The 26428-nt window shown below is 63.7% G+C and carries 23 protein-coding genes and 2 riboswitches; of the genes, 15 read left to right on the forward strand and 8 right to left on the reverse strand.

The window, feature by feature from the left end:
- The first annotated feature begins 52 nt into the window (after positions 1–52).
- A complete protein-coding gene (locus ABIB57_RS04325) occupies positions 53–1186 on the forward strand; it encodes a site-specific DNA-methyltransferase (RefSeq protein WP_354038700.1) in 1134 nt (377 codons plus the stop codon).
- A 547-nt stretch (positions 1187–1733) separates the two neighbouring features.
- The gene (locus ABIB57_RS26820; RefSeq protein WP_502914340.1) at positions 1734–2072 is read left to right on the forward strand and encodes a DUF6968 family protein; all 339 of its coding nucleotides are present in this window, start codon (positions 1734–1736) and stop codon (positions 2070–2072) included.
- Here ABIB57_RS26820 and ABIB57_RS04335 read toward each other — a convergent pair.
- Positions 2069–3124, reverse strand: coding sequence for an A/G-specific adenine glycosylase (locus tag ABIB57_RS04335; RefSeq protein ID WP_354038702.1), 1056 nt, complete (start codon positions 3122–3124; stop codon positions 2069–2071). The two genes, ABIB57_RS26820 and ABIB57_RS04335, sit on opposite strands and share 4 nt — an antisense overlap.
- Positions 3125–3344: 220 nt before the next feature.
- Here ABIB57_RS04335 and ABIB57_RS04340 point away from each other — a divergent pair, with 220 nt between their 5' ends.
- The 12 genes from ABIB57_RS04340 (at position 3345) to gcvPB (ending at position 16389) form a co-directional block, all read left to right on the forward strand.
- Positions 3345–3866: a DUF721 domain-containing protein gene (locus tag ABIB57_RS04340; protein WP_354038703.1), complete on the forward strand. Its 522-nt coding sequence runs from the start codon at positions 3345–3347 to the stop codon at positions 3864–3866.
- A gap of 88 nt (positions 3867–3954) precedes the next feature.
- A complete protein-coding gene (locus tag ABIB57_RS04345; RefSeq protein ID WP_354038705.1) occupies positions 3955–4758 on the forward strand; it encodes a thioredoxin domain-containing protein in 804 nt (267 codons plus the stop codon).
- 162 nt (positions 4759–4920) lie between these two features.
- Positions 4921–8376: a chromosome segregation protein SMC gene (smc, locus tag ABIB57_RS04350; protein ID WP_354038706.1), complete on the forward strand. Its 3456-nt coding sequence runs from the start codon at positions 4921–4923 to the stop codon at positions 8374–8376.
- A 212-nt stretch (positions 8377–8588) separates the two neighbouring features.
- On the forward strand, positions 8589–8978 hold the full coding sequence (locus ABIB57_RS04355; protein WP_299729522.1) for an AtpZ/AtpI family protein: 390 nt from the start codon (positions 8589–8591) through the stop codon (positions 8976–8978).
- 14 nt (positions 8979–8992) lie between these two features.
- Positions 8993–9751 (forward strand): F0F1 ATP synthase subunit A, encoded by a 759-nt coding sequence (locus ABIB57_RS04360; RefSeq protein ID WP_299746904.1) that lies wholly within the window; start codon positions 8993–8995, stop codon positions 9749–9751.
- Positions 9752–9830: 79 nt separating this feature from the next.
- The gene (locus ABIB57_RS04365; RefSeq protein WP_299729516.1) at positions 9831–10058 is read left to right on the forward strand and encodes a F0F1 ATP synthase subunit C; all 228 of its coding nucleotides are present in this window, start codon (positions 9831–9833) and stop codon (positions 10056–10058) included.
- A gap of 101 nt (positions 10059–10159) precedes the next feature.
- Complete coding sequence (locus tag ABIB57_RS04370; protein ID WP_354038708.1) at positions 10160–10756, forward strand: F0F1 ATP synthase subunit B family protein; 597 nt, start codon at positions 10160–10162, stop codon at positions 10754–10756.
- A 5-nt stretch (positions 10757–10761) separates the two neighbouring features.
- Positions 10762–11265 carry a F0F1 ATP synthase subunit B family protein gene (locus tag ABIB57_RS04375; RefSeq protein WP_354038710.1) on the forward strand — a complete coding sequence of 168 codons (504 nt, stop codon included), beginning with the start codon at positions 10762–10764 and terminating at the stop codon, positions 11263–11265.
- Between the two features lie 302 nt (positions 11266–11567).
- Positions 11568–11654: riboswitch (glycine riboswitch) on the forward strand.
- A riboswitch (glycine riboswitch) is annotated at positions 11655–11751 on the forward strand.
- Between the two features lie 50 nt (positions 11752–11801).
- On the forward strand, positions 11802–12962 hold the full coding sequence (gene gcvT / locus ABIB57_RS04380) for a glycine cleavage system aminomethyltransferase GcvT (RefSeq protein WP_354038712.1): 1161 nt from the start codon (positions 11802–11804) through the stop codon (positions 12960–12962).
- A 14-nt stretch (positions 12963–12976) separates the two neighbouring features.
- The gene (gene gcvH, locus ABIB57_RS04385) at positions 12977–13342 is read left to right on the forward strand and encodes a glycine cleavage system protein GcvH (protein WP_354038713.1); all 366 of its coding nucleotides are present in this window, start codon (positions 12977–12979) and stop codon (positions 13340–13342) included.
- Between the two features lie 159 nt (positions 13343–13501).
- Positions 13502–14845, forward strand: coding sequence for an aminomethyl-transferring glycine dehydrogenase subunit GcvPA (gene gcvPA / locus ABIB57_RS04390; protein WP_354038714.1), 1344 nt, complete (start codon positions 13502–13504; stop codon positions 14843–14845).
- Positions 14842–16389 (forward strand): aminomethyl-transferring glycine dehydrogenase subunit GcvPB, encoded by a 1548-nt coding sequence (gene gcvPB / locus ABIB57_RS04395; RefSeq protein WP_354038715.1) that lies wholly within the window; start codon positions 14842–14844, stop codon positions 16387–16389. Before gcvPA ends, gcvPB begins: the two co-directional genes overlap by 4 nt.
- 219 nt (positions 16390–16608) lie before the next feature.
- On the opposite strand, the gene ABIB57_RS04400 is transcribed toward gcvPB, so the two are convergent.
- From ABIB57_RS04400 to ABIB57_RS04410, 3 genes are all read right to left on the reverse strand, one after another.
- Positions 16609–17211, reverse strand: coding sequence for a hypothetical protein (locus ABIB57_RS04400; RefSeq protein WP_354038716.1), 603 nt, complete (start codon positions 17209–17211; stop codon positions 16609–16611).
- A 23-nt stretch (positions 17212–17234) separates the two neighbouring features.
- Positions 17235–17729, reverse strand: a complete 495-nt coding sequence (locus ABIB57_RS04405) for a redoxin family protein (protein ID WP_354038718.1) — start codon at positions 17727–17729, stop codon at positions 17235–17237.
- 132 nt (positions 17730–17861) lie between these two features.
- On the reverse strand, positions 17862–18668 hold the full coding sequence (locus tag ABIB57_RS04410; protein ID WP_354038720.1) for a protein-disulfide reductase DsbD domain-containing protein: 807 nt from the start codon (positions 18666–18668) through the stop codon (positions 17862–17864).
- Positions 18669–18795: 127 nt separating this feature from the next.
- Here ABIB57_RS04410 and ABIB57_RS04415 point away from each other — a divergent pair, with 127 nt between their 5' ends.
- Positions 18796–19368 carry a YqgE/AlgH family protein gene (locus tag ABIB57_RS04415; RefSeq protein WP_354038721.1) on the forward strand — a complete coding sequence of 191 codons (573 nt, stop codon included), beginning with the start codon at positions 18796–18798 and terminating at the stop codon, positions 19366–19368.
- A 217-nt stretch (positions 19369–19585) separates the two neighbouring features.
- Here ABIB57_RS04415 and ABIB57_RS04420 read toward each other — a convergent pair whose 3' ends face one another.
- The 4 genes from ABIB57_RS04420 to thrC form a co-directional block, all read right to left on the reverse strand.
- The gene (locus ABIB57_RS04420; protein WP_354038722.1) at positions 19586–22492 is read right to left on the reverse strand and encodes an EAL domain-containing protein; all 2907 of its coding nucleotides are present in this window, start codon (positions 22490–22492) and stop codon (positions 19586–19588) included.
- Between the two features lie 357 nt (positions 22493–22849).
- Complete coding sequence (locus tag ABIB57_RS04425) at positions 22850–23458, reverse strand: GNAT family N-acetyltransferase (RefSeq protein WP_354038723.1); 609 nt, start codon at positions 23456–23458, stop codon at positions 22850–22852.
- A gap of 13 nt (positions 23459–23471) precedes the next feature.
- Complete coding sequence (locus ABIB57_RS04430) at positions 23472–24734, reverse strand: M16 family metallopeptidase (protein ID WP_354038725.1); 1263 nt, start codon at positions 24732–24734, stop codon at positions 23472–23474.
- Between the two features lie 45 nt (positions 24735–24779).
- Positions 24780–26174, reverse strand: coding sequence for a threonine synthase (gene thrC, locus ABIB57_RS04435; protein WP_354038726.1), 1395 nt, complete (start codon positions 26172–26174; stop codon positions 24780–24782).
- Between the last annotated feature and the right edge of the window lie 254 nt (positions 26175–26428).

A 26428-nucleotide genomic window follows, 5' to 3' on the forward strand; every position in this document is an offset into this window, starting at 1 on the left:
TAACCCTACCGCGCTACAACAGGATAGTTAGTCCTTTGTTAGGGTTAAGTGTATGTTGCGTACCGCGCGTACGGCCTTTTCGGCCGCTGCGGAGGAGCCCACGCGGCTCCCGATCGATACTATTCTGGTGGGCGATTGCATCGACCACATGAATGCGCTGCCGGCCGGGTCGGTGGACCTGATTTTCGCCGACCCGCCCTATAACCTGCAACTCGAGCAGGGGCTGACCCGTCCCGACCAGTCCAAGGTCGATGCGGTGGATGACGCTTGGGACAAGTTCGATAGCTTTGCCCATTATGACAAATTCACCCGCGCGTGGCTGGCGGCGGCGCGTCGCCTGCTCAAGCCCGATGGGGCGCTGTGGGTGATCGGCAGCTATCACAACATCTTCCGCGTCGGCACGGCGCTGCAGGATCTCGACTTCTGGATGCTCAACGACGTGATCTGGCGCAAGGCCAATCCGATGCCGAATTTCCGCGGCACGCGCTTTACCAATGCGCATGAAACGCTGATCTGGGCGGCCAAGAGCCAGAAAAGCCGCGTCACCTTCAATTATGAAGCCATGAAGCTGGCCAATGACGACACGCAGATGCGCAGCGACTGGCTGTTCCCGATCTGCACCGGGGCCGAGCGGCTCAAGGACGATGCCGACGACAAGGTGCATCCGACGCAAAAGCCCGAAGCGCTGCTGTTCCGGATTTTGAACGCCACGACGAAGCCGGGCGATATCGTGCTCGATCCCTTCTTCGGCACCGGCACCACCGGGGCCGTGGCGCGCAAGCTGGGCCGTCACTTTATTGGCATCGAACGCGAGGATACTTACATCGCGGCGGCGCTCAAGCGGATCGCGGCGATCCGGCCGGGTGTGTTCGAGGCGCTGCAATCGGTGACGCCAAAGCGCAAGGAAACCCGCATTCCGTTCGGCTCGCTGATCGAGCAGGGATTAATCGAGCCGGGGGCGCAACTGTTTGACTTAACAAAACGTTACTCTGCCATGGTTCGTGCCGACGGCTCACTCGTCTCGGGTTCGCATCAGGGCTCCATCCACAAGGTTGGCGCGCTGGTCCAGGGTTCCGAGGCATGCAACGGGTGGACATTCTGGCACCACGACACTGCCCGGGGCGTCGCCCCGATAGACGATCTTCGTACGGATATCCGCGCGAAACTTGATTTGCTTTCTGCCTGATCCTGACCTCCAATCAATCAGGCTCTTACTTCGGCCGCCGGTTTGCCCCGGCGGCCTTTTTGTTTTGCGGGCCCTAGATCCGAACCAGGCTTGGGTTATCCCCTAGGCACTGGGAAAGTTGTCGGCGACACCCGCCAAAACCAATGCCGCTTATCCCCACACGCGAAGCCATTGTTACTATCCCATCATCTTGACAGGAGATTGAGATCAGGAACCCCGCTGATTTAAAGACGGTGAGGAGAACAATCGTGGATTTCAGGCGGCACTAGCTGCTCTGCGCGGCGAGATGTTGCTACGAAAGTACCGATCCACCCAACCTCGAGTGCCCGCTGGTAGCTCGGAGGGAGGGCAGTGGACAGATGGAGCGGCCAACTCCAACGCCGTCTTTGTCGCTGGTCTTACTGAGGCGGAATGCGATGCCCAATACGACTACGATACCTTCATATGTGTGGCTACTGGCTCAAGGTCGTGTCACGCAAGAGCAGCTGAACGATATGGAGCTTGCTTAGCCGGCAAGAAAATTGTCCCACTAAATTTCTGAGGTCCCATGATCTTCGCAACTCGAACAATCTACATTCATACAGGTGATCTAAAACGGCCCGTCGTGATTGAGATATATCCTCCCGAACAAAATGATCGGTCTTGGAGTTGCACTTACAAGATAGACTGGCCCGGGGCGCCAAGAGTCGCAATGGCACATGGTCAGGACGGCGTTCAAGCGCTACTCATCGCAATGCAGAAGATCGGCATCGAGCTATATTCGAGCAGCTATCACCGGGCAGGCAACCTCATGCTCGATCGTCCGGGCAGCGGCTATGGATTCCCAGTGCCGCCAATCATGCGCGATCTGCTAGTTGGCAACGACGCGATAGACGACGCTCCCTAACTTGCCATCCCCGCCGTCGCCAAGACTTTGCGGAATAGCGTTGGCAGCGCCTCGGCTTTGAGGGTCTTGGGACCGGACCACCAGCCCTTCTCCAGCCCCGCTGGGTCGACCACTGCCGACCAAACTTCCAGCTCCAGCCGAAAATGGGTGAAGACGTGGATGACCTGGCCGCGGTGACGCCAGTCGGCCTTGGCGGGATAGTCTGGCGCTGGCAGCGTTGCCGCCCAGTCGGAGCCGGGAACTTCGGTCATTTGGGCAAGGAGGCCCTTGCCGGGGCGGGTTTGCAGGTACACGTCGCCGTCCTGGTCCAGCATCACGTAGGCATGGCCCTTGCGCGTTGGCCGTTCGGCTTTTTCGGGCTTGATAGGATAAAGCGTCGGCTCGCCGGTCTTGGTGGCGATGCAGCCGGGCTGGATCGGGCAGAGCATGCAGAGCGCGTTGCGGGGGGCGCAGATGGTGGCGCCGAGGTCCATCATGGCCTGGGCGAAATCGCCGGCGCGCGCCGGGACTGAGGCCTGCAGGGCGGCGCGGAGTTCATCCTTGGCGTCGCGGACGGGGACGTCGAGCGCATAATAGCGGGCGAGGACCCGGTCGAGATTGCCGTCGAGGACGGCGATGGGTTCGTCAAAGCAGATCGCCGCGACGGCGGCACTGGTATAGGCGCCGACGCCGGGGAGGGTTTGCAGGCCCGCAGAGGTGTTGGGGAAAAGGCCGTTGTGGTCACGCATGACGGCGACGGCGCAGGCGTGCAGGTTGCGCGCGCGGGCATAATAGCCGAGGCCCGCCCATTCGACGAGCACGGCCTCGAGGGGCGAGGCGGCGAGGTCTTGCACCGTGGGCCAGAGCAAGGTGAAGCGCTCGAAATATTTGCGGACGGCTGCGACGGTGGTTTGCTGCAGCATCACCTCGGACAGCCAGACCCGATAGGGATCGGGGGCGATGCCAAGGGCGCGGTCGGCGGGAGGAATGCGCCAGGGGAGATCGCGGGCGTGGCGGTCATACCAGGCGAGGACCAATTGGGCGTCGATGGGAGCGGGGGACGGCAGATGCATGAGGGAGAATTGGGGGAAGCTTGCCGTTCGTGCAAGCGGAGTTGAGTTCACATGCACAAGATCGGGGCCAAACCGCACCCCCACCCTTGCCTCCCCCTCGAGGGGGAGGAGTCTCTCCACTCTTTTGACTTGATCCAGTCAACCCACCGGCGCACTCCTCCCCTCAAGGGGGAGGCCGGGTGGGGGTGTCTCCGGGCCCCCGAGATGCTATGCAGATCTCATGACCACGCCCGCCAAATCCCCGCCCGAACCCAAGCGCCGCAATCGCTCGCTGTCGCTGGCCGATGCATTGGCGGGGGCGCTCGATCCGGTGCTGAAGAAGCGCGGCTTTGCCAGTCGCGATATCATCACCCATTGGGGGGCGATGGCGCCGAAGCCCTATGACGCGGTCGCTATTCCGGACAAGCTCACCTGGCCGCGCGGAGAGCGCAGCGCCGAGGGCGCGACGCTCTATCTGCGCTGCATTGCGGGCCATGCGCTGGCCATTTCCCATGAAGGGCCGGCGATCGCGGCGGCGGTCAACCGCTATTTCGGCTATGTGCTGGTGGGCGCTGTCCGCTTGTCGGCAGAGCCATTCAGCGGGCATTCAGCCAAGGGGGACGATAAACGTCGTCAACCGAGCCAGAGCGTCATCGCGAAGGTCGGAGCCTCGGTCGCCGGGGTTGAGGATGAGGGCCTGAGGGAGGCGTTGCGGGCATTGGGCCACGCGCTGTCCAGCAGGCCGGAAGGCAAGAACAAATAGATTGTTCACTCCCTGTTGATGCATGTGCCCACTTGCCGACACTTTGGCGATGTGTAGTGTCGCCACAAAGCCATCAGGAGCGTTCCCAGTGAAGTTTACCCGTCGTGACACCCTCGTTTTAGCCGCTGCCGCCTCGGCGCTCAGCCTTAGCGGGATGGCTCCGGCTTTGGCCGCTGACGGCGACACCGTGGATATGGCCAAGTTGATGGCCCCCACCGGATTCACCGATAAGGTGCAGGGTTCGGCCGATGCGCCGGTCACGGTGATCGAATATGCGTCGCCGACCTGCCCGCATTGCGCGACCTTCTCCAACACGGTCCTCGCGCCCTTCGAAGAAGCCTATGTGAAACCGGGCCACGTCAAGTTCATCCTGCGCCCCTTCGTGCGCAATGTGCTGGACGCCGCGGTGTTCATGCTGGCCGAGGCGGCCGGCGAGACCAATTATCACAACGTCATCTCGACCTATTTCAAGACCCAGCAGACCTGGGGCACTTCGGACAAGCCGCGTGACGCGATCCTGGAAATCGCCAAGCAGCTCGGCTTTACCCAGGAAACCTTCGACGCCGCCTTGACGAATCAGGCGCTGTTCACCGGGATGGAATCGCTGCGCGATCAGGCGCTGAACGAGTTTGGCCTTGCCGGCACACCGACATTCTACATCAATGGCAAGACGCTCTCTGGGGAACAGTCGCTTGAACAGCTTGCGGCCGAAATCGACCCGCTGCTGCCCGCCGGAACCGCACCCGTTCCTGCCGCGGGAACGACTCCCGCTGCCCCTGCCCCCACTGGCGAGACCGCAACCCCGGTTACCCCGGCTGAGACTGCAACGCCGGTTGCGCCCGCTGCGCCAGCCGCCACTCCAGTCGCTCCGGCAGCCCCTGCCGCTCCATAATACCGCGACCAAACTACCCCCACCCTTAATCCCTCCCCACAAGGGGGAGGGAGACAGATCGTATTCGCATAAAATTCACCGCAAACTCGACGCGGTTCCCTCCCCCTTGTGGGGAGGGCTAGGGTGGGGGTTGGCTAACGCAGAATTCGTGGCGCGGGCGCCATGAAATTCTCCCGCCTCAAGCTGCACGGCTTCAAATCCTTCTCCGATGAAACCGTGCTCCATATGGAACCGGGGCTGACCGGCATTGTCGGGCCGAACGGCTGCGGCAAATCGAACCTGGTCGAGGCGATGCGCTGGGTGATGGGCGAAAGCTCGTACAAGGCGATGCGCGCCTCGGGCATGGACGACGTAATCTTTTCCGGCTCGGGCGGGCGCCCGGCGCGCAATTCGGCGGAAGTCACGCTGGTGCTGGATAATTCCGACCGCACCGCGCCAGCCGCGCTCAACAATGCCGACGTTTTGGAAATCACTCGCCGCATCGAGCGCGAAAATGGCTCGGTCTATCGCGTCAATGGCAAGGAAGTGCGCGCCCGCGACGTGCAATTGCTGTTCGCGGATGCGTCCACCGGCGCGCATTCGCCGGCCATGGTGCGGCAGGGACAGATCGGCGAATTGATCGCCGCTAAGCCGACGCAGCGCCGGGCCTTGCTCGAGGAGGCCGCCGGTATTTCCGGGCTGCATTCGCGCCGGCACGAGGCCGAATTGCGGTTGCGGGCGGCCGAAAGCAATCTCGAACGCGTCGACGACATTATCGGCCAAGTCGATACCCAACTCGAAACACTGAAGCGGCAGGCGCGGCTGGCGATGCGCTATCGCGCCGTTTCGGGCGATATTCGCCGCGCCGAGGCAACACTGTTCCACATCCGCTGGGTGGCGGCGCGCTTCGCTGAAAAAGAGGCCGAAGCGCAGCAGGCGGTGCTGATCCGTGGTTTGGCCGATGCCAACCATGAGCAATTGCAGGCGCAGCGCGCGCTGGAAACGGCAGACGCCGCGCTGCAGCCCCTACGCGACCGCGAGGCGGTGACCGGGGCGGTGCTGCAACGCTACACGATCCTGTCCGAGCAATTGGCGGAAGAGGCCCGGCGCAACAGCCAGCGGCGGGTGGAACTGGAAGACCGCATCAGGCAATTGGCCGCCGACGGCGAGCGTGAGCGTGATCTGGTGGCCGAAAGTGAAACGACGCTGGCGGTCTATGGCGAGGAGCAGGCGCACTTACAGGACGAAGGCGAGGCAGCGCAGGCGGAATTCGACGACGCTCGAATTGCCGCCGACGAGGCGCGGGCTTCTGTCGTGACGGCTGAGGCCCAAGCGCGCGCGGCCGCCGATGCCCTCTCTCAGATTCGTGCAAGACGGGTGCAGGCGCAGCGTAGTGCGGAGGACGCGGCGACACGAATGGCGCGGCTGAGCCAGCAAGTGGCCGAAGTCGAGCGCGAAGCCGCGACGATCACGGCAAGCCTTGATGCCGATGAGACACTGACGCTGAAGCGCGCGGCCCTGGCCAAAGCGCAGGCCGACACGGCCGAGGCGGAAGAAGGCGCAGTAGCGGCGGAGGAAGTTTCCGTCTCGGCGCAGGCAAAGCTCGATGCGGCGCGGCCTAAATTGCAGGAGATCGAGGCCGCGCTGAACCGGCTGGAGGCCGAGGCAACTACGCTGGGCAAGATGCTCAATGTCGGGGCCTCGCTGTGGCCCGCGATCGTTGACCAGCTCAACGTGACGCCGGGATACGAGACGGCTCTGGGCGCGGCGCTGGGGGATGACCTCGAGGCGTCCTCGGATGCAGGGGCGCCGATGCATTGGGCAGCGGCGATCGACGGATATGACGATGCCGCCCTGCCCCAGGCAGCCGAGCCGCTGTCGCGCTATGTTTCGGGCAATCCCTTGTTGAAGCGCCGGCTAGACCAGATCGGGCTGGTCAGCGATGCCGATGGCCCGGCATTGATGCACGCGCTCAAGCCCGGGCAGCGGCTGGTGACGCTTGAGGGCGCGCTGTGGCGCTGGGATGGGTTTGTGGCGGCCGCCGACGCACCGAGTGCTGCCGCGCAACGGCTGGCACAGCGCAATCGGTTGGCGGAACTCGACGAGGAAGTGACGCGCGCACGGGCCGAGCGTAATGGCTGGAAGCGCGATATTGACATACTGAGCACGGCATTGGCCGAGGCGCGGCAGTCCGAAAAGCAGCAGCGCGATGGCTGGCGCGCGGCTCAGCATGCGATCGGCGCGGCGCAGATCGAAGTCGATAAGGCGCAGCGCGCCATCGGTGATTTGACCACGCGGCAGAGTGCGCTGGAAGAGGCGCGCGTGCGACTGGCGTCCAGCCTGAGCGAAGCCGAGGCGATCCGCGACGATGCTGAGCAGGCGCTTGAAGAGGCCGGTGACGAGGGCGACGCCGGCGAGCTGGCCGAGGCGAGGCAGGCGAGCCTCGTGCAGTTGCGCGAGCGGGCCGACCAGGCCCGGCTCAAGCTGGGCTCGTTCGAAACCGCAGCGCGGATGCGTGACAGCCGGTTGGCGCAATTGGCCAAGGACAGTCAAAGCTGGCAGCGCCGCCGCGAAGGCGCGATGGCGCAATTGGCGACGCTCGACAGCCGCACCGCCGAAGTCACCAGCCAACTCGCCAATGTCAATGAAACCCCGGATGGCTTTGCCGCCCGTCGCGCGGCGCTGGACGAGCAGATCGAGCGCGCCAAGGTCGAGCACAAGGCCTCGAGCGACAGTTTGAGCGTGGCGCAAACCACCTATCGCGAGGCCGACAAGGCGCTGCGGCTGGCGAGCGAAGCGCTGGCGGCGGCGCGAATCGAGCTGACGCGCATCGAAGAGCGTCTCAAGGGCTTCATCGTCCAGCGCCAGCAGATCGAGCGCCAGATCGAGGAGACGCTGAATATTGAGGCCAGCCGGACGCTCGAAGCCTCGGGTATCAAGCCAGAAGAAGCCCTGCCCAATGAACACGCCATCGAACAGAAGGTCGACCGACTCAAGGCCGAGCGCGAGCGGCTGGGCGGGGTCAATCTGTCGGCGGAAAAGGAAGCCATCGAGGTTCAGGAAAAACTCGACCTGATGGTCAAGGACCGCGACGACCTGATCGAGGCCATAGCCAAGCTGCGCCAAGGCATCGCCTCGCTCAATCGCGAGGGCCGTATTCGCCTCAACGAGGCCTTCGCCAAGGTCAACGCGCATTTCCAGGAGCTCTTCACCACCCTGTTCGGCGGCGGCACGGCGGAATTGCAGTTCGTCGAAAGCGACGATCCGCTGGAAGCGGGCCTTGAAATCATCGCCCGCCCGCCCGGCAAGAAGCCGCAGACCATGACGCTGCTCTCGGGTGGCGAACAGGCCCTGACGGCGATGAGCCTGATCTTTGCGGTGTTCCTGACCAATCCGGCGCCGATCTGCGTGCTCGACGAAGTCGACGCGCCACTGGACGACGCCAATGTGGAGCGATTCTGCAATTTGCTGGATTCGATGCGCCAGCGGACGCAGACGCGGTTCATGGTGATCACGCACAATCCGATCACGATGAGCCGGGTGGACCGCCTGTTCGGGGTGACGATGGCCGAACGCGGGGTCAGCCAACTGGTTTCGGTGGATTTGACTACGGCGGAGAGCTTCCGCGAGGCGGTTTAGGAAGAGAATCCCCCGTCGCCTGCCCAGACTTCGCCATGATTAGCTGTGGACAGCATGCCGCACCCTGCTACCAAGCCAAAAATACCATACACATCAGCATGTTAAGCCGACCGGCCTCGTCTTGACACTCCCAGCACCCTTCCCTATGTTGCGCGCGACTAATAAAGGCGCCCCGGAACACACGGGAGTGGCCGGCCAAGGGGAGCGAGCGGATGCCAAAACCGCAAGATACCGAGGGTCAGCCCGATAGTGCCAAAGGGGTGACGCGCGATCTCGCATCGCGTATTGCCTCTGCCCAGAGGGAACGCAATGTCGAGGCCAACAGAGCTTCGAACATGTCTCCCAGCGACATGAGCGGTATGGCGCGCGGCATGCGCATCGGCACCGAGTTCATCGCCGCTATTCTGGTGGGAGCGGGCTTGGGTTATCTGGTCGATCTCGGCCTGGGAACTCGGCCATGGGGCTTGCTCATCCTCCTTCTGGTGGGCTTCGCCGCAGGCATTCTCAATGTCATCCGCGTGGTGACACAAATGAACAAGGCGGCGCCGCCGCCACCGGGTTCGGACCTAGGTTCGAGCGCGGACGATGAAGACGATAACTAGACCGGGGTTTGGGCGTGGCCGATCCGAATAAAGTCGATCCGATCCATCAGTTTGGACTGACCAATATCTTCTCGCTCGGCGGTGAAGGCGGCTTCGCTTTCACCAATTCGGCCCTGTTCATGGTGCTGACGGTCGGCCTGATCGTCATCTTCCTGCTCGGCTCGACCGCCGGCCGCCGTCTGGTGCCCGGTCGCGCGCAGGTGGTGTCCGAACTGCTCTATGATTTCGTGGCCAATATGGTCAAAGGGGCCGCCGGCTCCGAGGGGATGAAGTTCTTCCCCTTCGTGTTCTCGCTCTTCATGTTCGTGCTGATGGCCAACATGTTCGGCATGATCCCGTTCTTCTTCACCACCACCTCGCACATCATCGTGCCGGCCGCCTTGGCCATCCTGGTGTTCGTCGTGGTGATCGGCTACGGCCTCTATCGCAACGGCTTCAAGTTCTTCAAGCTGTTCGTGCCGGCCGGCGTTCCCGGCTATGTCCTGCCCATCGTGGTGCCGATCGAGGTCGTCTCGTTCCTGTCGCGCCCGATTTCGCTCTCCGTGCGTCTGTTCGCCAATATCCTGGCGGGCCACATCACGCTTAAGGTGTTCGCGGGCTTCATCTATTCGCTCGGCTCGCTGGGCGTTCTCGGGTTCCTCGGCGCGTCGCTGCCGTTGATCATGACGGTCGCCATCACGGCGCTCGAATTCCTCGTGGCAGCCTTGCAGGCCTATGTGTTTGCGGTGCTGACCTCGATGTACATCAATGATGCGATCCATCCGTCGCATTAATCTGACTGCCTAGCTATTCGTGCGGCCGCGGTGGCCGGACGGCAGAAACACAAATCTTCGGTCTCCAAGGAGTATTCAAATGGATCCAATTGCCGCCAAGTACATCGGTGCCGGTATTGCAGCTATCGGCATGGCCGGTGCGGCTATCGGCGTGGGCAACATCTTCGGCAGCTTCCTGTCGGGCGCCCTGCGTAATCCTTCTGCCGCCGGCAGCCAGTTCGGTAACCTGATTTTCGGTTTCGCCGTGACCGAAGCTCTGGGCATTTTCTCGTTCCTGATCGCCCTGCTCCTGCTGTTCGCAGTGTGATATCAGCGTTCGTTCACTAGGAGCGGCGGCCGGGGGAAATTTTCCCGGGCTGCCGCTTTTTTCGAAGGCTTTCAAGCCGGCTCATCAACGGGTAGACCAATATGGCAACCGAAACTCCAGTAGCGGTCGAAGGCCACGAGGCCATTGACGCATCTGCCGAGGGTGGTGCCGTCCACGCTTCCACCGAAGCGAATGGCGGCGAACATTCCGAGGTATTTCCGCCGTTCGATCCTTCGAGCTTTGGCACCCAGCTGATCTGGCTGGCGATTACCTTCGCATTTTTGTATTTCACGATGAGCAAGCTGGCTTTGCCGCGCATCGGCTCGATCCTCGAAGACCGCAAGGCGCGGATCGACGGCGATCTCGCCGCAGCCGACGCGGCCCGCCAGAAGACCGACGCGGCCATTGCAGCCTACGAGGCCGCTCACGCCGCGGCCCGCGCAAAGTCGCAGGCCATTGCCGAAGAAACCCGCAACGCCATCAAGGCCGATATCGACGGCAAGCGCAAAGCGGTCGAAGCCGATCTCTCCAAGAAGGTCGCCGACGCCGAGGCCAGCATCCAGGCGACCAAGACCGAGGCCCTGGGCCATGTGTCTGAAATCGCTGCCGATACCGTGCAGGCTCTGGTTACCCAGTTGACCGGCTCGGCTTCGGCCGATGAGGCGCGCAACGCCGTCGCCACCGCGGCCAAGGAGTAGCTCGGATGGACTTCTCGACGATCGACGCAACCACCTGGGCGACCATCTGGGCCACCATTTCGCTGGTGATCTTCATCGGCATCATGATTTATTTCGGCCTGCCGAAAATGATCACCAAGATGCTCGACGCCCGCATCGCCCAGATCGAAACCGACCTGGCCGAAGCCAAGCGCCTGCGTGAAGAAGCCGAGGCCCTGCTGGTCGATTATGAAAACAAGCGCGTCGCTGCCGAAGGCGAAGCCGCCGGCATCGTGACCGCCGCGCAGGAAGAGGCCAAGCGCCTCGCCGAAGACGCCAATGTGGCGCTGACCGATCTGATCGCGCGCCGCACCAAGTCGGTGCAGGACAAGATCGACCAAGCCGAAGCCCAGGCGCTCGGCGAAGTGCGCGCCCGCGCTGCCGACCTGACTGTGGAAGCCGCCCGTATCGTGCTCAGCCAGCAGATGGCCAGCAAGGGCGACGATCTGGTCAGCAAGGCTATCAAGGATGTTGGTACGCAGCTGAACTAAGGTTTGGCGACAAGCGTAGAGAATTAGGGCGGGCCGCAAGGTCCGCCTTTTTTGTTTTGGGGCACTGAGCAAGTTCCCCTCCCCCTTGAGGGGAGGGGTTAGGGGTGGGGGAACTTTCAGCGGGAGGGATCTCCCTTCAGCCAGCCAACTCCACTCCGGCTCCAACTTCCCCCCACCCTAGCCCTCCCCTCAAGGGGGAGGGGACTGGATCGCGCTCGTGCAACCCGCGACTGCAATCCCATAATTCCCTGTGCCCCGCCTTGCCGGCCGATTGACGCCCTGAGGAATCTACCCCATGGTGGCCCTCGACTGCGGGAGAGCTGGTTTAGTCCAGCGCCGAAGGAGCAACCGCCCCGGAAACTCTCAGGCAAATGGACCGCAGTTCGACGAAAACTCTGGAAAGCAGGCGCACACGCCTCACCGAAGGAGCAACCGGCCCATAGGCGGCCGGGAAATCTCTCAGGTTCAGCGGACAGAGGGGGCACCACGGCGTTCGGCAACGAATGTCCGCAGTGTCCATTTGCCGGGAGCGCCGCTTGTCCGAACCAGTCGAAGACCTCAAGACCACCCCGCTTTATGCCAAGCACGTCGCCGCCGGCGGCCGCATGGTGCCGTTTGGCGGCTATAACCTGCCGGTGCAGTACCCTACCGGCATCATGGGCGAGCATAAGTGGACCCGCGAGCATGCGGGCCTGTTCGATGTCAGCCATATGGGGCCGAGCTTCCTGACGCTGAACAATCCAAGCGGCGATGCCGATGCCGATCACGCGGCCGTTGCGGCGCTGGTGGAGCCGCTGGTCTGCGGCGACATCAAAGGGCTCAAGCCCGGCCAGGTTCGCTACACTCTGCTGCTGAACGAGAGTGGCGGGGCCATCGACGATCTGATGGTCGCTCGCTCGCCGCTGTTTCCCGGTTCGCTCTATATCGTGGTCAATGCCGGCACCAAGGACAATGACTTCGCCATCATCGCCAGGGCTGCCGGCGACAAAGCCAAACTGACCCGCGCCGATGATGGCGCCCTTCTCGCCCTGCAGGGACCCGAGGCGGTTGCCGTTTTGGACACCACCGTTCCAGGTGTTGCCGAGCTGGGCTTTATGACCTATGCGCCGTTCGAGTGGAACGGCACCAAGCTGATCATCGCCCGCTCGGGATATACGGGCGAGGACGGCTGCGAAATCCTTTGCGACGCAAGCGTGGCCGAAGCGATGTGGGACGCCCTCCTGGCCGACGAACGCGTCAAGCCGATCGGGCTTGGCGCGCGCGACAGCCTGCGTCTTGAAGCCGGACTACCGCTCTACGGACATGACCTCGACGAAACAGTCTCCCCTACCGAAGCAGGGCTCAACTTCGCCGTCTCCAAGCGGCGCCGTGAGAGCGCCGACTTCCCCGGCGCCGCGCGCATTCTCAAGGAGTTCGGTGGCGAGTTGTCCCGCGTCCGCGTCGGCCTGTTCGTCGAAGGCGCACCGGCCCGCGAAGGCACTGAAATCCTCGATGCATCCGGCATGGTCGTTGGCAAGGTCACCAGCGGCGGCTTTGCGCCCAGCCTAGCCCGGGCCATCGCGCTCGGCTTCGTGCCGCCAGCCCACGCCGCACCCGGCACGCAATTGCAGGTCAGCGTCCGCGGCCGCATGCAGCCGGCCCAAGTGACTGCCACCCCCTTCGTTCCACACCGTTATTTCCGCAAAGCCAAATCCTAGTTGAGGGATCGATCATGACCACCAAATTCACCCCGGACCACGAATACATTCGCGTCGAGGGCGCGACCGGCATTGTGGGCATCACGCCCTATGCCCAGAACGCCCTGGGTGACATCGTCTTTGTCGAACTGCCCAGCGTCGGCAAGGTGCTGAAGAAGGGCGACGAGGCCGCCGTGGTCGAGTCCGTCAAGGCGGCCTCCGAGATTTACGCGCCGGTGTCGGGCACGGTGACTGAAGTGAACGCCGAACTGACCGCCAATCCGGGCCTGATCAACACCGACCCGGAAGCCGGCGGTTGGATCTACAAGATCACCATTGCCGACGCGGGCGAGATCGACGGCCTGCTCGATGACGCGGCGTATGCCGATTTGACGAAGTAAGAGAACCCCCACCCTGGCCCTCCCCACAAGGGGGAGGGAATCGATCCGGTTTGCGGAACCACCAAGCGTTCAGCGAGCTCGATCTGCTTCCCTCCCCCTTGTGGGGAGGGATTGAGGGTGGGGGGTGATGCCCCAACAAACTGGAAGCCGGAAACCCCCATGCGTTACCTCCCCCATTCCGATGCCGAACGCGCCGAGATGCTTGGCGTGATCGGCGCGACCTCGATCGAGGCCCTGTTCAGCGCCGTACCCGCCAAGGCGCTCAAGACGTTCGACCTGAACCTGCCGCAGCACAGCCCCGAATATCTTGTCGAAGCCCACATGAGGGCACTGGCCGGCAAGAACCGCGCGGGCAGCGACGGCCCGTTCTTCGTCGGCGCGGGGGCGTATCGCCACCATGTGCCGGCGACGGTCGATCACCTGATCCAGCGTTCGGAATGGCTGACGGCCTATACGCCGTACCAGCCGGAAATATCGCAGGGCACACTGCAGATGCTGTTCGAATTCCAGACCCAGGTGGCCAAGATCACCGGCATGGATGTGGCGAACGCCAGCCTCTATGACGGCTCGACCGGAACGGCCGAGGCGGTGCTGATGGCGCGGCGGTTGACGCGACGCAACAAGATCGTGCTGTCGGGTGGGCTGCATCCGCACTATCGCGACGTGGTGCGGGCCTATCTCAAGGACGACGCCGATCTTGAATGCCTGTCGGCGTCGCCAGACGGTCAGGGCGATATTCTCGACCATATCGATGAGACGACCGCGGCCATCGTCATCCAGACGCCGGACTTTTACGGTCATCTGCGCAATCTCAAGACCGCCGCCGACGCCGCCCATGCCAAGGGCGCGCTGCTGATCGTGGTGGTCACCGAGATCGTGTCGCTAGGGCTGCTGGAGTCGCCCGGGGCCTATGGCGCCGATATCGTGGTGGCCGAGGGCCAATCAATCGGCAATGCGCTGAACTTCGGCGGGCCGTATCTGGGGCTAATGGCGACGCGCAAGGAATTCATCCGACAGATGCCTGGCCGGCTATGCGGCGAGACGGTCGATGCCGATGGCCAGCGCGGTTTCGTGCTGACGCTATCGACCCGCGAGCAGCATATCCGCCGTGAGAAGGCGACCAGCAATATCTGCACCAATTCGGGGCTGTGCGCGCTGGCGTTCTCGATCCATATGGGGCTGCTGGGCGAGGCTGGGTTTACCAAGCTGGCGCGGCTGAACCATGCCCGCGCTTGTGCCCTGGCGGACGCTCTAGCCGGCATTCCGGGCGTAGAACTCCTCAACAAGACCTTCTTCAACGAAATGACCATTCGGGTGGCTGTTCCAGCAGCGCCATTGGTCGAGGCCTTGGCCGCACAGGGCATTCTGGGCGGCGTGCCAGTCAGTCGGCTGGAGCCGGATAATCCTGAGGTCGCCAACCTCTTGGTGCTGGCGGCGACCGAATTGACCACCGACGAGGATATCGCGGCCCTGGTGGCCGCGCTGACAGAGGAACTGGCATGAGCATGAATACGCAAGGCCGCCCAACCGGCACCGGAACATCGGGTTTTGCCTCAACCTCCGGCTCGTCCATGCTGCCGAATGAGCCGCTGCTGTTCGAGATTGGCGATACCGAGCATTCGGGCGTTGATCTGCCGGATGCGGAGATTTCGACCGGTCGCCTCGGCGGCTTCGAGCGCAAAAGCGCGTTGGACCTGGCGGGGCTGACTGAGCCGGAGGCGATGCGCCACTATGTGCGTCTCAGCCGGCTGAACCATTCGATCGATAGCGGCATGTATCCGCTGGGATCGTGCACGATGAAGCACAATCCGCGGTTGAACGAGAAGATTGCCCGCCTGCCCGGCTTCGCCGATATTCATCCGCTGCAGCCGGTTTCCACCGTGCAGGGCGCGCTGGAGTTGATGAACCAGCTTGCCAAGTGGTTGATGACGTTGACGAATACCGCGGCGGTAGCGCTGACCCCGAAGGCCGGCGCGCATGGCGAATTGCTCGGCATGATGGCGATCAAGGCGGCCCAGGATGCGGCGGGGCAGAGCCATCGCCGGATCGTGCTGGTGCCCGAGAGTGCGCATGGCACCAATCCGGCGACGGCGGCGTTCCTGGGCTACACGGTCAAGCCGATCCCGGCGCGGGACGATGGCACGGTGGATGTGCAGGCGGTCAAGGATGCGCTGTCGCCGGAGGTGGCGGCGATCATGTTGACCAACCCCAATACGTGCGGGTTGTTCGAGCCACAAGTCATTGAAATTGCTCAGGCAGTGCATGATGCCGGGGCGTTCTTCTACTGCGATGGAGCGAACTTCAACGCCATCATGGGCGTGGTGCGGCCGGGCGACCTGGGCATCGATGCGATGCATATCAACCTGCACAAAACCTTCTCGACGCCGCATGGCGGAGGCGGTCCCGGCGCGGGTCCCGTGGTGCTGTCTGCAGCGCTCGCGCCCTTCGCTCCGGTGCCGTTTATTCGCCAGCATGCTGGACTTCTTGACCTGGTCGAGCATGCCGAGGGCGAGTCCCTCGGGCGCATCACCGCATTCCAGGGCCAGATGGGCATGTATGTGCGGGCTTTGACGTACATGCTCAGCCACGGTGGCGACGGGCTGGCGCAAGCGGCGCAGGATGCGGTGCTCAATGCCAATTACATCAAGGCGCGGCTCGCCCATGCCTTCTCGGTGCCGTTCGGAGACTACCCGACCATGCACGAGGCGCTGTTCGACGACACGTTCCTCGTCGGGACCGGTGTCACCACGCTCGATTTCGCCAAGGCGTTGATCGATGAGGGGTTCCATCCGATGACGATGTACTTCCCGCTGGTGGTGCATGGGGCAATGCTGATCGAGCCGACCGAAAGCGAGAGCAAGCAGACGCTGGACCGGTTCTGCGAGGTGATGGAAGAGCTGGCCGCCGACGCCAAGGCGGGCAATACCGAACGCTTCACCGCAGCGCCGATGAAAGCGCCACGGCGCCGGCTGGACGAGACGCGGGCGGCGCGATCGCCGATCCTGCGCTGGGAGCGGCCGGAGGAGTTGCCGCAGGCGGCCGAGTAGGCGCTCTCGTGATCACCAAGCGTACCACACACACAGGCCGCCCGCGGACTTGATCCGCGGGCCGTTCACAACACGGCGCGCGCAGGTAGAGGCCCACGGGTCAAGCCCGTGGGAAGGACGGTGGGTGGGGTGGATGACCTGCCGTCCACAGCATCGACCATCGAAACGAAAATCCCCGCTTTCGCGGGGATTTTGCATGTGCAGAGCTGAAAGCTGAGCTTACTTGCCGGTATCGAAGCCGACCCAGATGGTGATGTCCTCGCCGCCCAGATAGGGGATGGCGACGTTCTGGACGACCTTGATGAAATTGCCAGCCTGCGCCGGTGGAGTGATGGCGACCGGGATCTGGTATTTTTCCGAGAATATGGCCTGCTTGTCGCGCTCGACAGCGAAGCGGATCGGCACGGTGACCGAGGTCTGGGTGCCGGTGGGGCCGAGCAGGACGCGGCCCTCGACACCCATCTGCACGGTGATCAGGCCATTGGAGACCACGCAATTGCGGGTGCTCTTGTCGATGACGCCCTGATATTGCAGCGTGCGCGGATCGCCGACCTTGCCATTACCATAATAGAACATCGCCTCTGTGCCGGTGCGCACCTTGATGGGGGGGCAGGCAGTGGCGATTGCGGGGAGAGCGCTGGTCTGCGCCTGGGCCATGGCCGTCGGGGTGGCGCTGGAATTGGCGAGGTTGGCATCGGCCGCGGGCGAGCCGCCGCCGAACATGCCGCCCATGCTGCAACCGGCCAGCGCCGCTGCGAGGAGCCCGGTGGCGCCAAGGGTAAGACCGCGTCGCGCAGCCAGGGTCAGGGTGGACTTGAGCATGAAATCGTCTCCTAACGCAGATACTAGCTGTTGGCGGTTTCAAGCGCCATCAGGATGGCGGGAGCGCCACTGGCCGACACGCCGGGCGCGTCTTCGACGAATACGTTGTCCACAATGCCGTTGCGAATGATCATGGCCGCGCGGGCATAGCGTGTGCCCATGCCGCTGCCGCTGAAATCCTTGGCCAAGCCCAGCGCCGTGGCGAGTTCGGCATTGCCGTCGGCGATGAAATCAACCTTGCCGAGGGCGCCAGAGGCTTCGGCCCACGCTTTCATGACATGCTGGTCGTTGACCGATGCGCAGACGATGCGGGTGACCCCGGCAGCGTGCAGCTTGGCCTGATTGGCGATGAAGCCCGGCAGATGATTGACGTGGCAAGTAGGCGTGAACGCGCCGGGGACCGAAAACAAGACGACGAGGCCCGTGCCGAGGATGGCGTCGCTGGTGCTGTCGGCAATGCCATTGGCATCGACAAGCTTGACCCGCACCGACGGGACCGGATTACCGCGCTCGATCATATAGGATTATGCCCCCTCATTGCTGGCGGCCTTGTCCGCTGCCAGCGACGCTTGAATTGCTGGGAACCCGGATATGCGGCTTTGCCCCCGCATGCAAGGCATTGCGCCCTGCTCCCGATCGCCCTCGTGACCTTATTCGGCCGTTTGGACGGGCCGAGTGATTTCATATGCTCCCATATCAGTGGTGAATGTGAGCTGAACGGGGCGGTTTTCCAAGTCAATTTCGTCGGTTTTGCCCAAAACCGGGATCAGCACTAGATCGGGCTCGGGACTTTTTTGCGGCGCACCGAAGAAGGGGTCGCCATCTTCGGTGGCCACGATCAGGGAATCGGGATCGACGGCGGGATCGGTGACGTGCACCAGGAGCATCTGGTCGGCGGCGCGATATTGGACATCGCCGATGGGCTGGACAGCGTCTGGCCAGGCGATCGGCGCCATGGCCACGGCCTGGCGGATGCGCAGGCCATTGGGCATGTCCTTGGTTCCATCCACCGGCAGGCTGAAGCTGGCTTGCGCGGGCACGCAGATATCGGAGCATACGCCCATCACCACGGCGACCTCGATCTGCGCGGTGGCGGCGTCGAGGGTCAGTTGGACGGGCAGCAAAGTGGGACCGTGATAGACGTAATCGAGGTAGCGGCCCGACTGGTCGCGTTCGGGATAAGGCCACGAAATCGCGTTGCCAGCAATGCCCTGCGAGCCGGCGAAATCGAGCTCGGTGGGCAGGCCCGTCTCGCCGGGGATGCGCCAATAGGTCTTGGTGTTTTGAGGCATGTCCAATTCGACGCCGATCCAACTGGTGCCATCGGGCTTGATCGTGCCGGCGCTGACCAGCCGCATGGTGACCCCGGGCGCCACGGTTTGCCACGGCGTTTCGGCCGCTGCGACAGGCGTGGCCAGCAGGCTAAGCAGCAAAAGGACTTTAGGGTAAATTCGCATGGACACTCGTGTAACCCAGGATATCCGCGCCGCCTAGCGTCCCCTGTTCATGGCTTCGTGAGGCTCGCACCCAAGCATGGGCGAGCGTTAACTTGGCAGCGGGGGCCGCAGCCTTTAGAATGGCGCCATGAACTCACTTGAAGGACAATTCCTGGTGGCCATGCCCGACATGGCCGATGAGCGCTTCGCCGAGAGCGTGATCTTTCTCGTGGGCCACAGCGATGACGGCGCCATGGGCCTTGTGGTCAACCACGAACTGGACATGCGCTTCGCAGATATCCTGGACGAGTTGGACCTGGGCGATCCGGACATGATCATCCGCCTGCCCGACGCGATCCGCGAGCGCGCGGTGATGCGCGGCGGCCCGGTGGAGAAGGGGCGCGGCTTCGTGCTGCATTCGCCCGATTTTTCCAGCGGCAACACCTATGAGGTGGCCAACAATATCTGCCTGACCGCGACACTCGAAGTGCTCAAGGCGATGGCGTTTGGGCCGGCACCCAAGGCGGCTTTGTTCGCGCTGGGCTGCTGCGGCTGGGCGCCGGGGCAGTTGGAAGGCGAGATCGCGCAAAATGGCTGGCTAACAGTGCCGTTCTCGCGAGAATTGTTGTTCGAAACGCCGGTGGAGCGGCGCTACGACGCCGCGCTGGGCATGCTGAATATTACGCGGGCGACGTTGAGCCCGGATGCGGGACATGCTTAGGGCGGCTGTCTAATTCACCGATTTCACCCAACCACTGCCTTCCCGCGGACTTGATCCGCGGGCCTGCTTCCACACGTGCCGAGCTGTGAGTGGCCCGCGGGTCAAGCCCGCGGGAAGGATAGTGGGGTGGGGCGCGTTAGTGGCGAGGCGTCTTGTCTTGAGGTGGCAGGCCGGTGGAGCGGGTGGGCTGCGTCTTCGGCCCGCTGGCGTGGCTGGTCTAGCTTGCCGTTTCCCGAGCCGGCAGGCGGGCGACCTGGGCGGCGAGTTGTTTGCCGAATTCGGGGGCGGTCATGGCGGCGCCGAAGGCAAAACCCTGACCAAACCGGCAATTGAACTGGCGCAGGCGTTCGACTTCCTCGGGAGTCTCGACGCCCTCGGCGATGACAGCCAGATCGAGATCGTTGGCCAGCGCGACGATGGCGCGGATGATCGGCCCCTGGGTGTGGCCGATGCCGTTGGTGTCGCCCATCTTCACGAAGTCGGCCGGAATCTTGATGGTGTCGAAGGGGAAGCGGTGCAGGTAGCTGAGCGATGAATGGCCGGTGCCGAAATCGTCCAGCGCCAGGCCCAGGCCCATGCCGCGCAGGGCTTCGAGCATATAGGCGGAGTGCTCGGGATTGGTCATCACCTGGGACTCGGTGAGCTCGAGCTTGAGGTGATTGGCAATGCCGGGATTTTGCGCAATCACGGCGCGAATATCGTTGAGCAGGCTCGGCGCGGCCAATTGGCCGGGGGATAGATTGACCGACACGAAGAATTCTTCCGGCAGGCCCGGAATCGACGTCATCCAGTCGCGCGTCTGGTAGGCGGCCTGCTCGAAGGCGATGCGGCCCAGGCGTTCGATCTGGCCGGAGCGTTCGGCCAGCGTGATGAACTCGGACGGCGCGACGATGCCGCGCGTGGGGTGCAGCCAGCGCATCAGGGCCTCGGCCCCGGCGATGCGGCCGGAGACGATATCCATGATCGGCTGGAACTGGACCTGCAACTCGCCCTGCTTCATGCCGCGTTCGAGGTCTTCCTCGCTGGCGCGGTTATAGGCCGAGATCGAGCGGGCGGAGGCGCGATAGGCCTCGATGCGGTCGCCGCCAAGGCGCTTGGCGTAATACATGGCCAGTTCGGCATCGCGCAGCACGTCGGCGGCGCTGGCGGGGTTGCTGTCATAGATGGTGACGCCGATGGAGGCCGAGAGGGTCAGGTCGCGGTCGCCGAAATTGAATGGGGCTTTGAGGGCCTTGCGGATCTGTTCGGCGGTTTCGGCGATTTTGCCGGCGGCCTGCTCGGAGGCGAGAATGACGGCGAACTGGTCGCCGGCAACGCGGGCGACGGTATCGAGCGGGCGCATGACCCGGGCGATGCGGCGCGATACGGCCAGCAGCACCGAATCGGCGGCGGAGTGGCCGATGCGCTCCTCGAGGTCCATGAAGCGGTCGATATCGATGAGGAAGACGGCCGGCTTGGTGCCGCCCGGCGTGCGGGCGCGCACGAGGGCGCGCTCAAGCCGGTCGAGCAGAAGCTGCTTGTTGGGCAGGCCGGTGAGGCTGTCATGCACGGCGTCATGCAGCAGGCGCTCGCGGGCGGCGCGATCTTCGGTGACGTCCTGCAGGGTACCGACGATGCGGTTGACCTGACCGTCGCCGCCCAGCACCGGCTTCACGCGCATCCGGAAGGAGCGGTAGCTGCCGTCGTGGCCGGCGATGCGCATATCGGCCGAGACCTTGCCGCGGCGCAATTCGACCAGGGTATCGAAGGCGGTGCGGAAACGGTCGCGGTCATCGGGATGGACGCGATCGAGCCAGCGCTTGATGGCTCCGCGCAGGGCGCCGCGCTTTTCGCCCAGGCGGGTGGCGAGTTCATCGGAGACGGAGACGCGGTCGCGCTCGATGTTCCAATCGAAGACGAAATCGCCGGAGCCGGTGAGTGCCAAAGCGCGGCGTTCGACTTCGGACAGGGTGCCGATGGACACCTGCCCTTCCGAAAAGGCGTGTTGCACCGAGGTGAAGCCGAGCAACATCACCAAGAGCACGAGGCCACCCGCCACGGCGGGCTGGGCGATATCGTTGGAGACCTGGCCGGTGATGACCAGCCAGCCATAGAACAGCCAGGCAATCAGGATGATCCAGGTGGGCACCAGCAGCACGGCGCGGTCATAGCCGCGAAGCGCGAGCAGCAGGATCAGGAAGAAGCCGGAGACGCCGAGCAGCGCCAGCACCAGCCGGGCGATGGTCGCGGCGATGGCGGGCTGGAAGAAGGCAAAGGCGAAGAGCGCGAGGAACAGGGCGGCAAGGCCGAGTGCGAGGTGGATGAAGCGCAGATGCCATCGGTGCAGGTTGAGGTAGATGAACAGGAATCCAGCCAGAGTGGTGGCTATGCCGGCCTCCGAGGCGGCGCGGAATGGCTGCATGCCGCCGCTGCTGAGGCCCAGCAGGCGGCCAAGCACGCCAAAATCGATCAGGAGGTAAATCAATACCGCCCAGGCAAAGGCGGCGGTTGCGGGGAAGACGCCGCGGCCCTTGACCACGAACATGATGGTGAGAAACACGGCGGCCAGCGAGGCGACGCCAAGCACCACGCCGCGGAACAGGGTGAACGAGTTCACGTAGTCGCGGTAGGCATTGGGTTGCCAGAGGTAGAGTTCGGGCAATTGGCCGGAGGTGAGTTCGGCCACGAAGGTGACGGTGGCGCCGGGATCGAGGGTGACTTCGAAAACGTCGGCTTCGGGATCGGCCAGGCGGACGGGGCGGATGCCGGCGCTGGGCGTGAGGGCGTTGATGCGGTCATCGCCCAGATCGGGGCTGAAGACGCCGGAGCCGGGGAGCCGGAAGAACGGCGCCACGAGGAGACGCTCGATCTGCTGGTCGCTTTCGTTCTTGAGCGCGAACAGCGCCCAATCGGGGTTGGTGCCCTGATCGGTCGCCAGCACTTCGATGCGGCGGATGATGCCGTCTTCGCCCGGAGCCGTCGACAACTGCACCTTGCCCTCGGCGCCCTGCTGGACCTCGACGACATCGGACAGGTTGACGGCGTTGACGTCCTCGGGAACGGAAATCACTTCGAAGGCAGCGGCTGGAGCGAGGATTCCGAGCGCGAACGCAAGACACATCGCGAGTGCTAAAAGGTGACGCATCAGAGGCGATTATATCCTGCGCTAGGCTTCATTATGGCAGCGAAACGGCGCTCGACTGTTTCGGCGTCGCGGCCATGACGGTGTCCTCTTGAGGGGAGCGCTCTTTGGTAGCGGGGATTGACCCATGCGACAAGCGTGGAGCCGTGTTGCCGAATAGACACAAAGAGCTGACGGGACGACGCGGTGACGCCAACATGGCGTATACCATCCTCCCCACGGATCTTCCCCCGGACTTGATCCGGGGGCCGCTCGACGCTGATGCGATGTGGACCGAGGCCCGCGGATCAAGTCCGCGGGAAGATCGGGGATGGGGATGGTTGGGGAATTACGATCAACGTGAATGTTAAACGCGACGGCTCAGGCATGCCGGGTGCGGCGGCGCATTTCGTAGCGTTCGCGGGTGAGGCCGAAGAGCACGTGGTCCTCCCAGCGACCGTCGATCTGCAGGTAGCCGGTGGCAAAACCTTCCTCCACAAAGCCATTCTTTTCCAGCACCCGGCGCGAGGCGGCGTTGCCGGGCAGGAACGCGGCGTGGAGGCGGTGCAGGTCGAGGCTGTCGAACACAAACGGTAACGTGATGCCGACGGCCTCGGTCATCATCCCCTGCCCGGCGAATTGGCGGCCCATCCAATAGCCCAGATTGGCGAACTGGGCGGCGCGGCGGCGGATATTGGAGAGGGTAATGCCGCCGACCAGGGTTTCGGGGCCGCCTGTGGCGGTGAAGATCAGGAAGGAATAGTCGCTGCCGTCCTCAGCCTCCTGCCGCGAGCGCTTGACGCGGGCGGTGAAGACCGACCGTGCCAGATCGGCTTCGGTCCAGCGCGGCTCGAAGGGCTTGAGGAAATCGCGGCTGGTTTTGCGCAGGCTATACCAGGCCTGATAATCGCCATGCTGGGGCAGACGCAAAAGAAGACGCGGGCCCTTGAGGGTGATCAGGGACGCCGGCGATGACCAGGGCCAAATCATCGCGTGGGCCCGCTCAGCGCTTGAGCAGGCCGCCGACGGCCTCGAGATCGGGCAAAGCGTCGATCGGGCCGATGCCCGCCAGGGTTGGCGTGCCGGAGAGGAATATCTGCTCGGCGACATCCTTGACCCGCTGGGCGGTGATGCGGTTGATGCGCTCGACGGTTTCGGCCATCGGGATCGGGCGGCCCCAGAGAATCTGCTGGCGCGCGAGCTGACCGGCGCGTGCGGAGGGGCTTTCGAGCGACATCAGGAGGCCGGCGCGGATCTGGTTGCGGACGCGGATCACTTCTTCGTCGGTGATGGTCTGGGTGGCGCGGCGCAGCTCGTCGATGACGACGGGCACGAGATCGCCCACCTCGTCCTCGCCGGTGGCGGCGGCGACGCCGAAGACGCCGCTATCCGCGAAGGCCCAGTGGAACGCATAGACCGAATAGCAGAGACCGCGCTTTTCGCGCACTTCCTGGAACAGGCGCGAACTCATGCCGCCGCCCAGAATGGAGGCCAGCACCTGGGCGGCGTAAAAGCCGTCCGAGTTGTAGGCGCGGCCCTCGAAGCCGATGACGATATGGGCCTGCTCGTGCTCGGAGACCAGACGCTCTTCACCACCCTTGTATTCAGCGCTTTGCGGGGCCGGGGCACCATGGGGCTTGAGCTCGGCGAAGCGCTGTTCGGCGACCTTGACCAGTTCGTCATGATCGACATTGCCGGCGGCGGCCATGACCATGTGATCGCCCACATAGTTGCGGTTGAGGTATTTGCGGATCACTTCCGGCTTGAATTCTCGCACCGATTCGACGGTGCCCAGAATGGTGCGGCCGATCGGCTGCTCGGGGAAAGCAGCGGCCTGGAACAGGTCAAACACGTGATCGTCGGGATTGTCGCGCGCGGCGCCGATTTCCTGGACGATGACCTGCTGCTCGCGCTCGAGTTCCTTCTCGTCGAACAGGGAATTCTGCAGGATGTCGCTGAGGATGTCGGCGGCCAGCACCACGTCCTCTTTCAGCACGCGGGCGAAATAGCCGGTGTGCTCGATGGAGGTCGCGGCATTGAGATCACCGCCGACGTCTTCGATCGCCTCGGCGATCTGCAGCGCGGTGCGCGACGTGGTGCCCTTGAACGCCATGTGTTCGAGCAGGTGGGAAATGCCATGCTCGGCCTTGCGCTCGCTACGGGCGCCGGCGCGGACCCAAACGCCCAGCGAGGCGCTTTCGAGATGGGGCATATCGTCGGTGAGGACGACCATGCCGTTGTCCAGGGTTGTCGATTGTAGACTCACGCAATCCTCCCGGCACCGGCGGTCAGCGACCACCTCGTGCTTGTGTTATGCGGCACGCGTGCGCGCCCTGATGAAGTCTTCGACCGCAGCCTGGTCGTTGGCAAGGACGCTGAGGCGTTCCTCGCGCTGATGCAGATCGGCAAGCCATGCCGGCAGGGCCGGCGCGATGCCGCTGGCCTGCGTCACCGCATCGGCGAATTTGGCCGGATGGGCGGTGGCGAGGGTGACCATTGGGATGCTGGCCTGGCGCTCGTGACGAGCCACGTGCACGCCCACGGCGGTGTGAGGATCGAGCAGATAGCCCGAATTCTTGTAGGTCGAGGCGATGGCGGCGCGGGTTTCGGCCTCCCCCGTGGTGCCGGCGGAGAACTCGGCGCGGATATTGGCCAAAGCGGTTTCCGGCAGCTCGAAACCGCCGGATTGCTTGAGGCTATCCATCATGCGGTTTACAGCCCCGGCATCGCGACCAGCGGCATCGAACAGCAGGCGCTCGAAGTTCGAGGAAATCTGGATATCCATGGACGGGCTGATGGTGGGCTCGACGCCGTCCATCTGGTAGCGGCCGGTGGCCATGGTGCGGGCCAGGATATCATTGGCATTGGTGGCGATAATCAGCCGATCGATCGGCAGTCCCATGCGCTTGGCGGCATAGCCGGCGAAGATATCGCCGAAATTGCCGGTCGGCACGGTGAAGCTGATGTTGCGCTGCGGGCTGCCGAGGGAGACGGCCGCAGTGAAATAATAGACGATCTGCGCGACGATGCGGCCCCAATTGATGGAGTTGACGCCCGAGAGGCGCACCGAGTCGCGGAAGCGGTGGTTGTTAAACAGGGCTTTGACGACGTTCTGGCAATCATCGAACGTGCCTTCGAGCGCGATGTTGTGCACGTTCGCGTCGAGCACTGTGGTCATCTGCAGCCGCTGCACGGTGGAGGTGCGGCCAAGCGGATGCAGGATGAAAATGTCGGTGGTGTCGCGGCCGCGAAAAGCCTCGATGGCGGCGGAGCCGGTATCGCCGGAGGTAGCGCCCACGATGGTGGCGCGCAGTTTGCGGGTGGTGAGGATGTGATCCATCACCCGGCTGAGGAACTGCATGGCGACGTCCTTGAACGCCAGGGTGGGGCCATGGAACAGTTCGAGCACGAAGTGGCCGGGCTCCAGTTCCACCAGCGGGGCAACCGAAGGGTGGCGGAAGCCCGCATAGGCGCCATCGATGATGGACTTCAGCGTGGCCGGGGCAATCTCGTCGCCGACGAAGCGCGAGATGATGGCATAGGCCACGTCGCTATAGGGCTTGCCGGCGAAACCGGCGATTTCGTCAGGACTGATCTGGGGCCAGGATTGCGGAACATAGAGTCCGCCATCGGTGGCAAGGCCGGCCAGCACTGCATCGGAGAAGCCGAGCGACGGCGCCTGGCCGCGCGTAGAAACAAACTGCATCGAGGGGAAGAGCCCTTTTAGAATTGTTGCAACCTAGTCAAACGAGGGGCGAGGCGCAAGTTTTGATCGGGAGGGGGTGGGTTGGCGGAGAATGGAGCTCACTTCACCTCTCCCTTTGGGGGAGAGGTCGACCCTCTTGGGTCGGGTGAGGGGGCCTTTTCTGGATGAGGCGCGTGGGGAAGGGGCCCCCCCCCCCCCCCCCGCCCCCCCCCCGCCCCCCCCCCGAGACGTGGGGGAGGGATCAAAAACAACAA

The sequence above is a fragment of the Devosia sp. UYZn731 genome (assembly GCF_040546795.1).
Taxonomy (GTDB): Bacteria; Pseudomonadota; Alphaproteobacteria; order Rhizobiales; family Devosiaceae; genus Devosia.

Bases quoted from the DNA above. Each gene is read 5' to 3' on its own strand.
- ABIB57_RS04325 (WP_354038700.1), top strand. From the start codon at position 53: ATGTTGCGTACCGCGCGTACGGCCTTTTCGGCCGCTGCGGAGGAGCCC.
- ABIB57_RS26820 (WP_502914340.1), top strand. From the start codon at position 1,734: ATGATCTTCGCAACTCGAACAATCTACATTCATACAGGTGATCTAAAA.
- ABIB57_RS04335 (WP_354038702.1), bottom strand. From the start codon at position 3,124: ATGCATCTGCCGTCCCCCGCTCCCATCGACGCCCAATTGGTCCTCGCC.
- ABIB57_RS04340 (WP_354038703.1), top strand. From the start codon at position 3,345: ATGACCACGCCCGCCAAATCCCCGCCCGAACCCAAGCGCCGCAATCGC.
- smc (WP_354038706.1), top strand. From the start codon at position 4,921: ATGAAATTCTCCCGCCTCAAGCTGCACGGCTTCAAATCCTTCTCCGAT.
- ABIB57_RS04355 (WP_299729522.1), top strand. From the start codon at position 8,589: ATGCCAAAACCGCAAGATACCGAGGGTCAGCCCGATAGTGCCAAAGGG.
- ABIB57_RS04365 (WP_299729516.1), top strand. From the start codon at position 9,831: ATGGATCCAATTGCCGCCAAGTACATCGGTGCCGGTATTGCAGCTATC.
- ABIB57_RS04370 (WP_354038708.1), top strand. From the start codon at position 10,160: ATGGCAACCGAAACTCCAGTAGCGGTCGAAGGCCACGAGGCCATTGAC.
- ABIB57_RS04375 (WP_354038710.1), top strand. From the start codon at position 10,762: ATGGACTTCTCGACGATCGACGCAACCACCTGGGCGACCATCTGGGCC.
- gcvH (WP_354038713.1), top strand. From the start codon at position 12,977: ATGACCACCAAATTCACCCCGGACCACGAATACATTCGCGTCGAGGGC.
- gcvPA (WP_354038714.1), top strand. From the start codon at position 13,502: ATGCGTTACCTCCCCCATTCCGATGCCGAACGCGCCGAGATGCTTGGC.
- gcvPB (WP_354038715.1), top strand. From the start codon at position 14,842: ATGAGCATGAATACGCAAGGCCGCCCAACCGGCACCGGAACATCGGGT.
- ABIB57_RS04400 (WP_354038716.1), bottom strand. From the start codon at position 17,211: ATGCTCAAGTCCACCCTGACCCTGGCTGCGCGACGCGGTCTTACCCTT.
- ABIB57_RS04405 (WP_354038718.1), bottom strand. From the start codon at position 17,729: ATGATCGAGCGCGGTAATCCGGTCCCGTCGGTGCGGGTCAAGCTTGTC.
- ABIB57_RS04410 (WP_354038720.1), bottom strand. From the start codon at position 18,668: ATGCGAATTTACCCTAAAGTCCTTTTGCTGCTTAGCCTGCTGGCCACG.
- ABIB57_RS04415 (WP_354038721.1), top strand. From the start codon at position 18,796: ATGAACTCACTTGAAGGACAATTCCTGGTGGCCATGCCCGACATGGCC.
- ABIB57_RS04420 (WP_354038722.1), bottom strand. From the start codon at position 22,492: ATGCGTCACCTTTTAGCACTCGCGATGTGTCTTGCGTTCGCGCTCGGA.
- ABIB57_RS04425 (WP_354038723.1), bottom strand. From the start codon at position 23,458: ATGATTTGGCCCTGGTCATCGCCGGCGTCCCTGATCACCCTCAAGGGC.
- thrC (WP_354038726.1), bottom strand. From the start codon at position 26,174: ATGCAGTTTGTTTCTACGCGCGGCCAGGCGCCGTCGCTCGGCTTCTCC.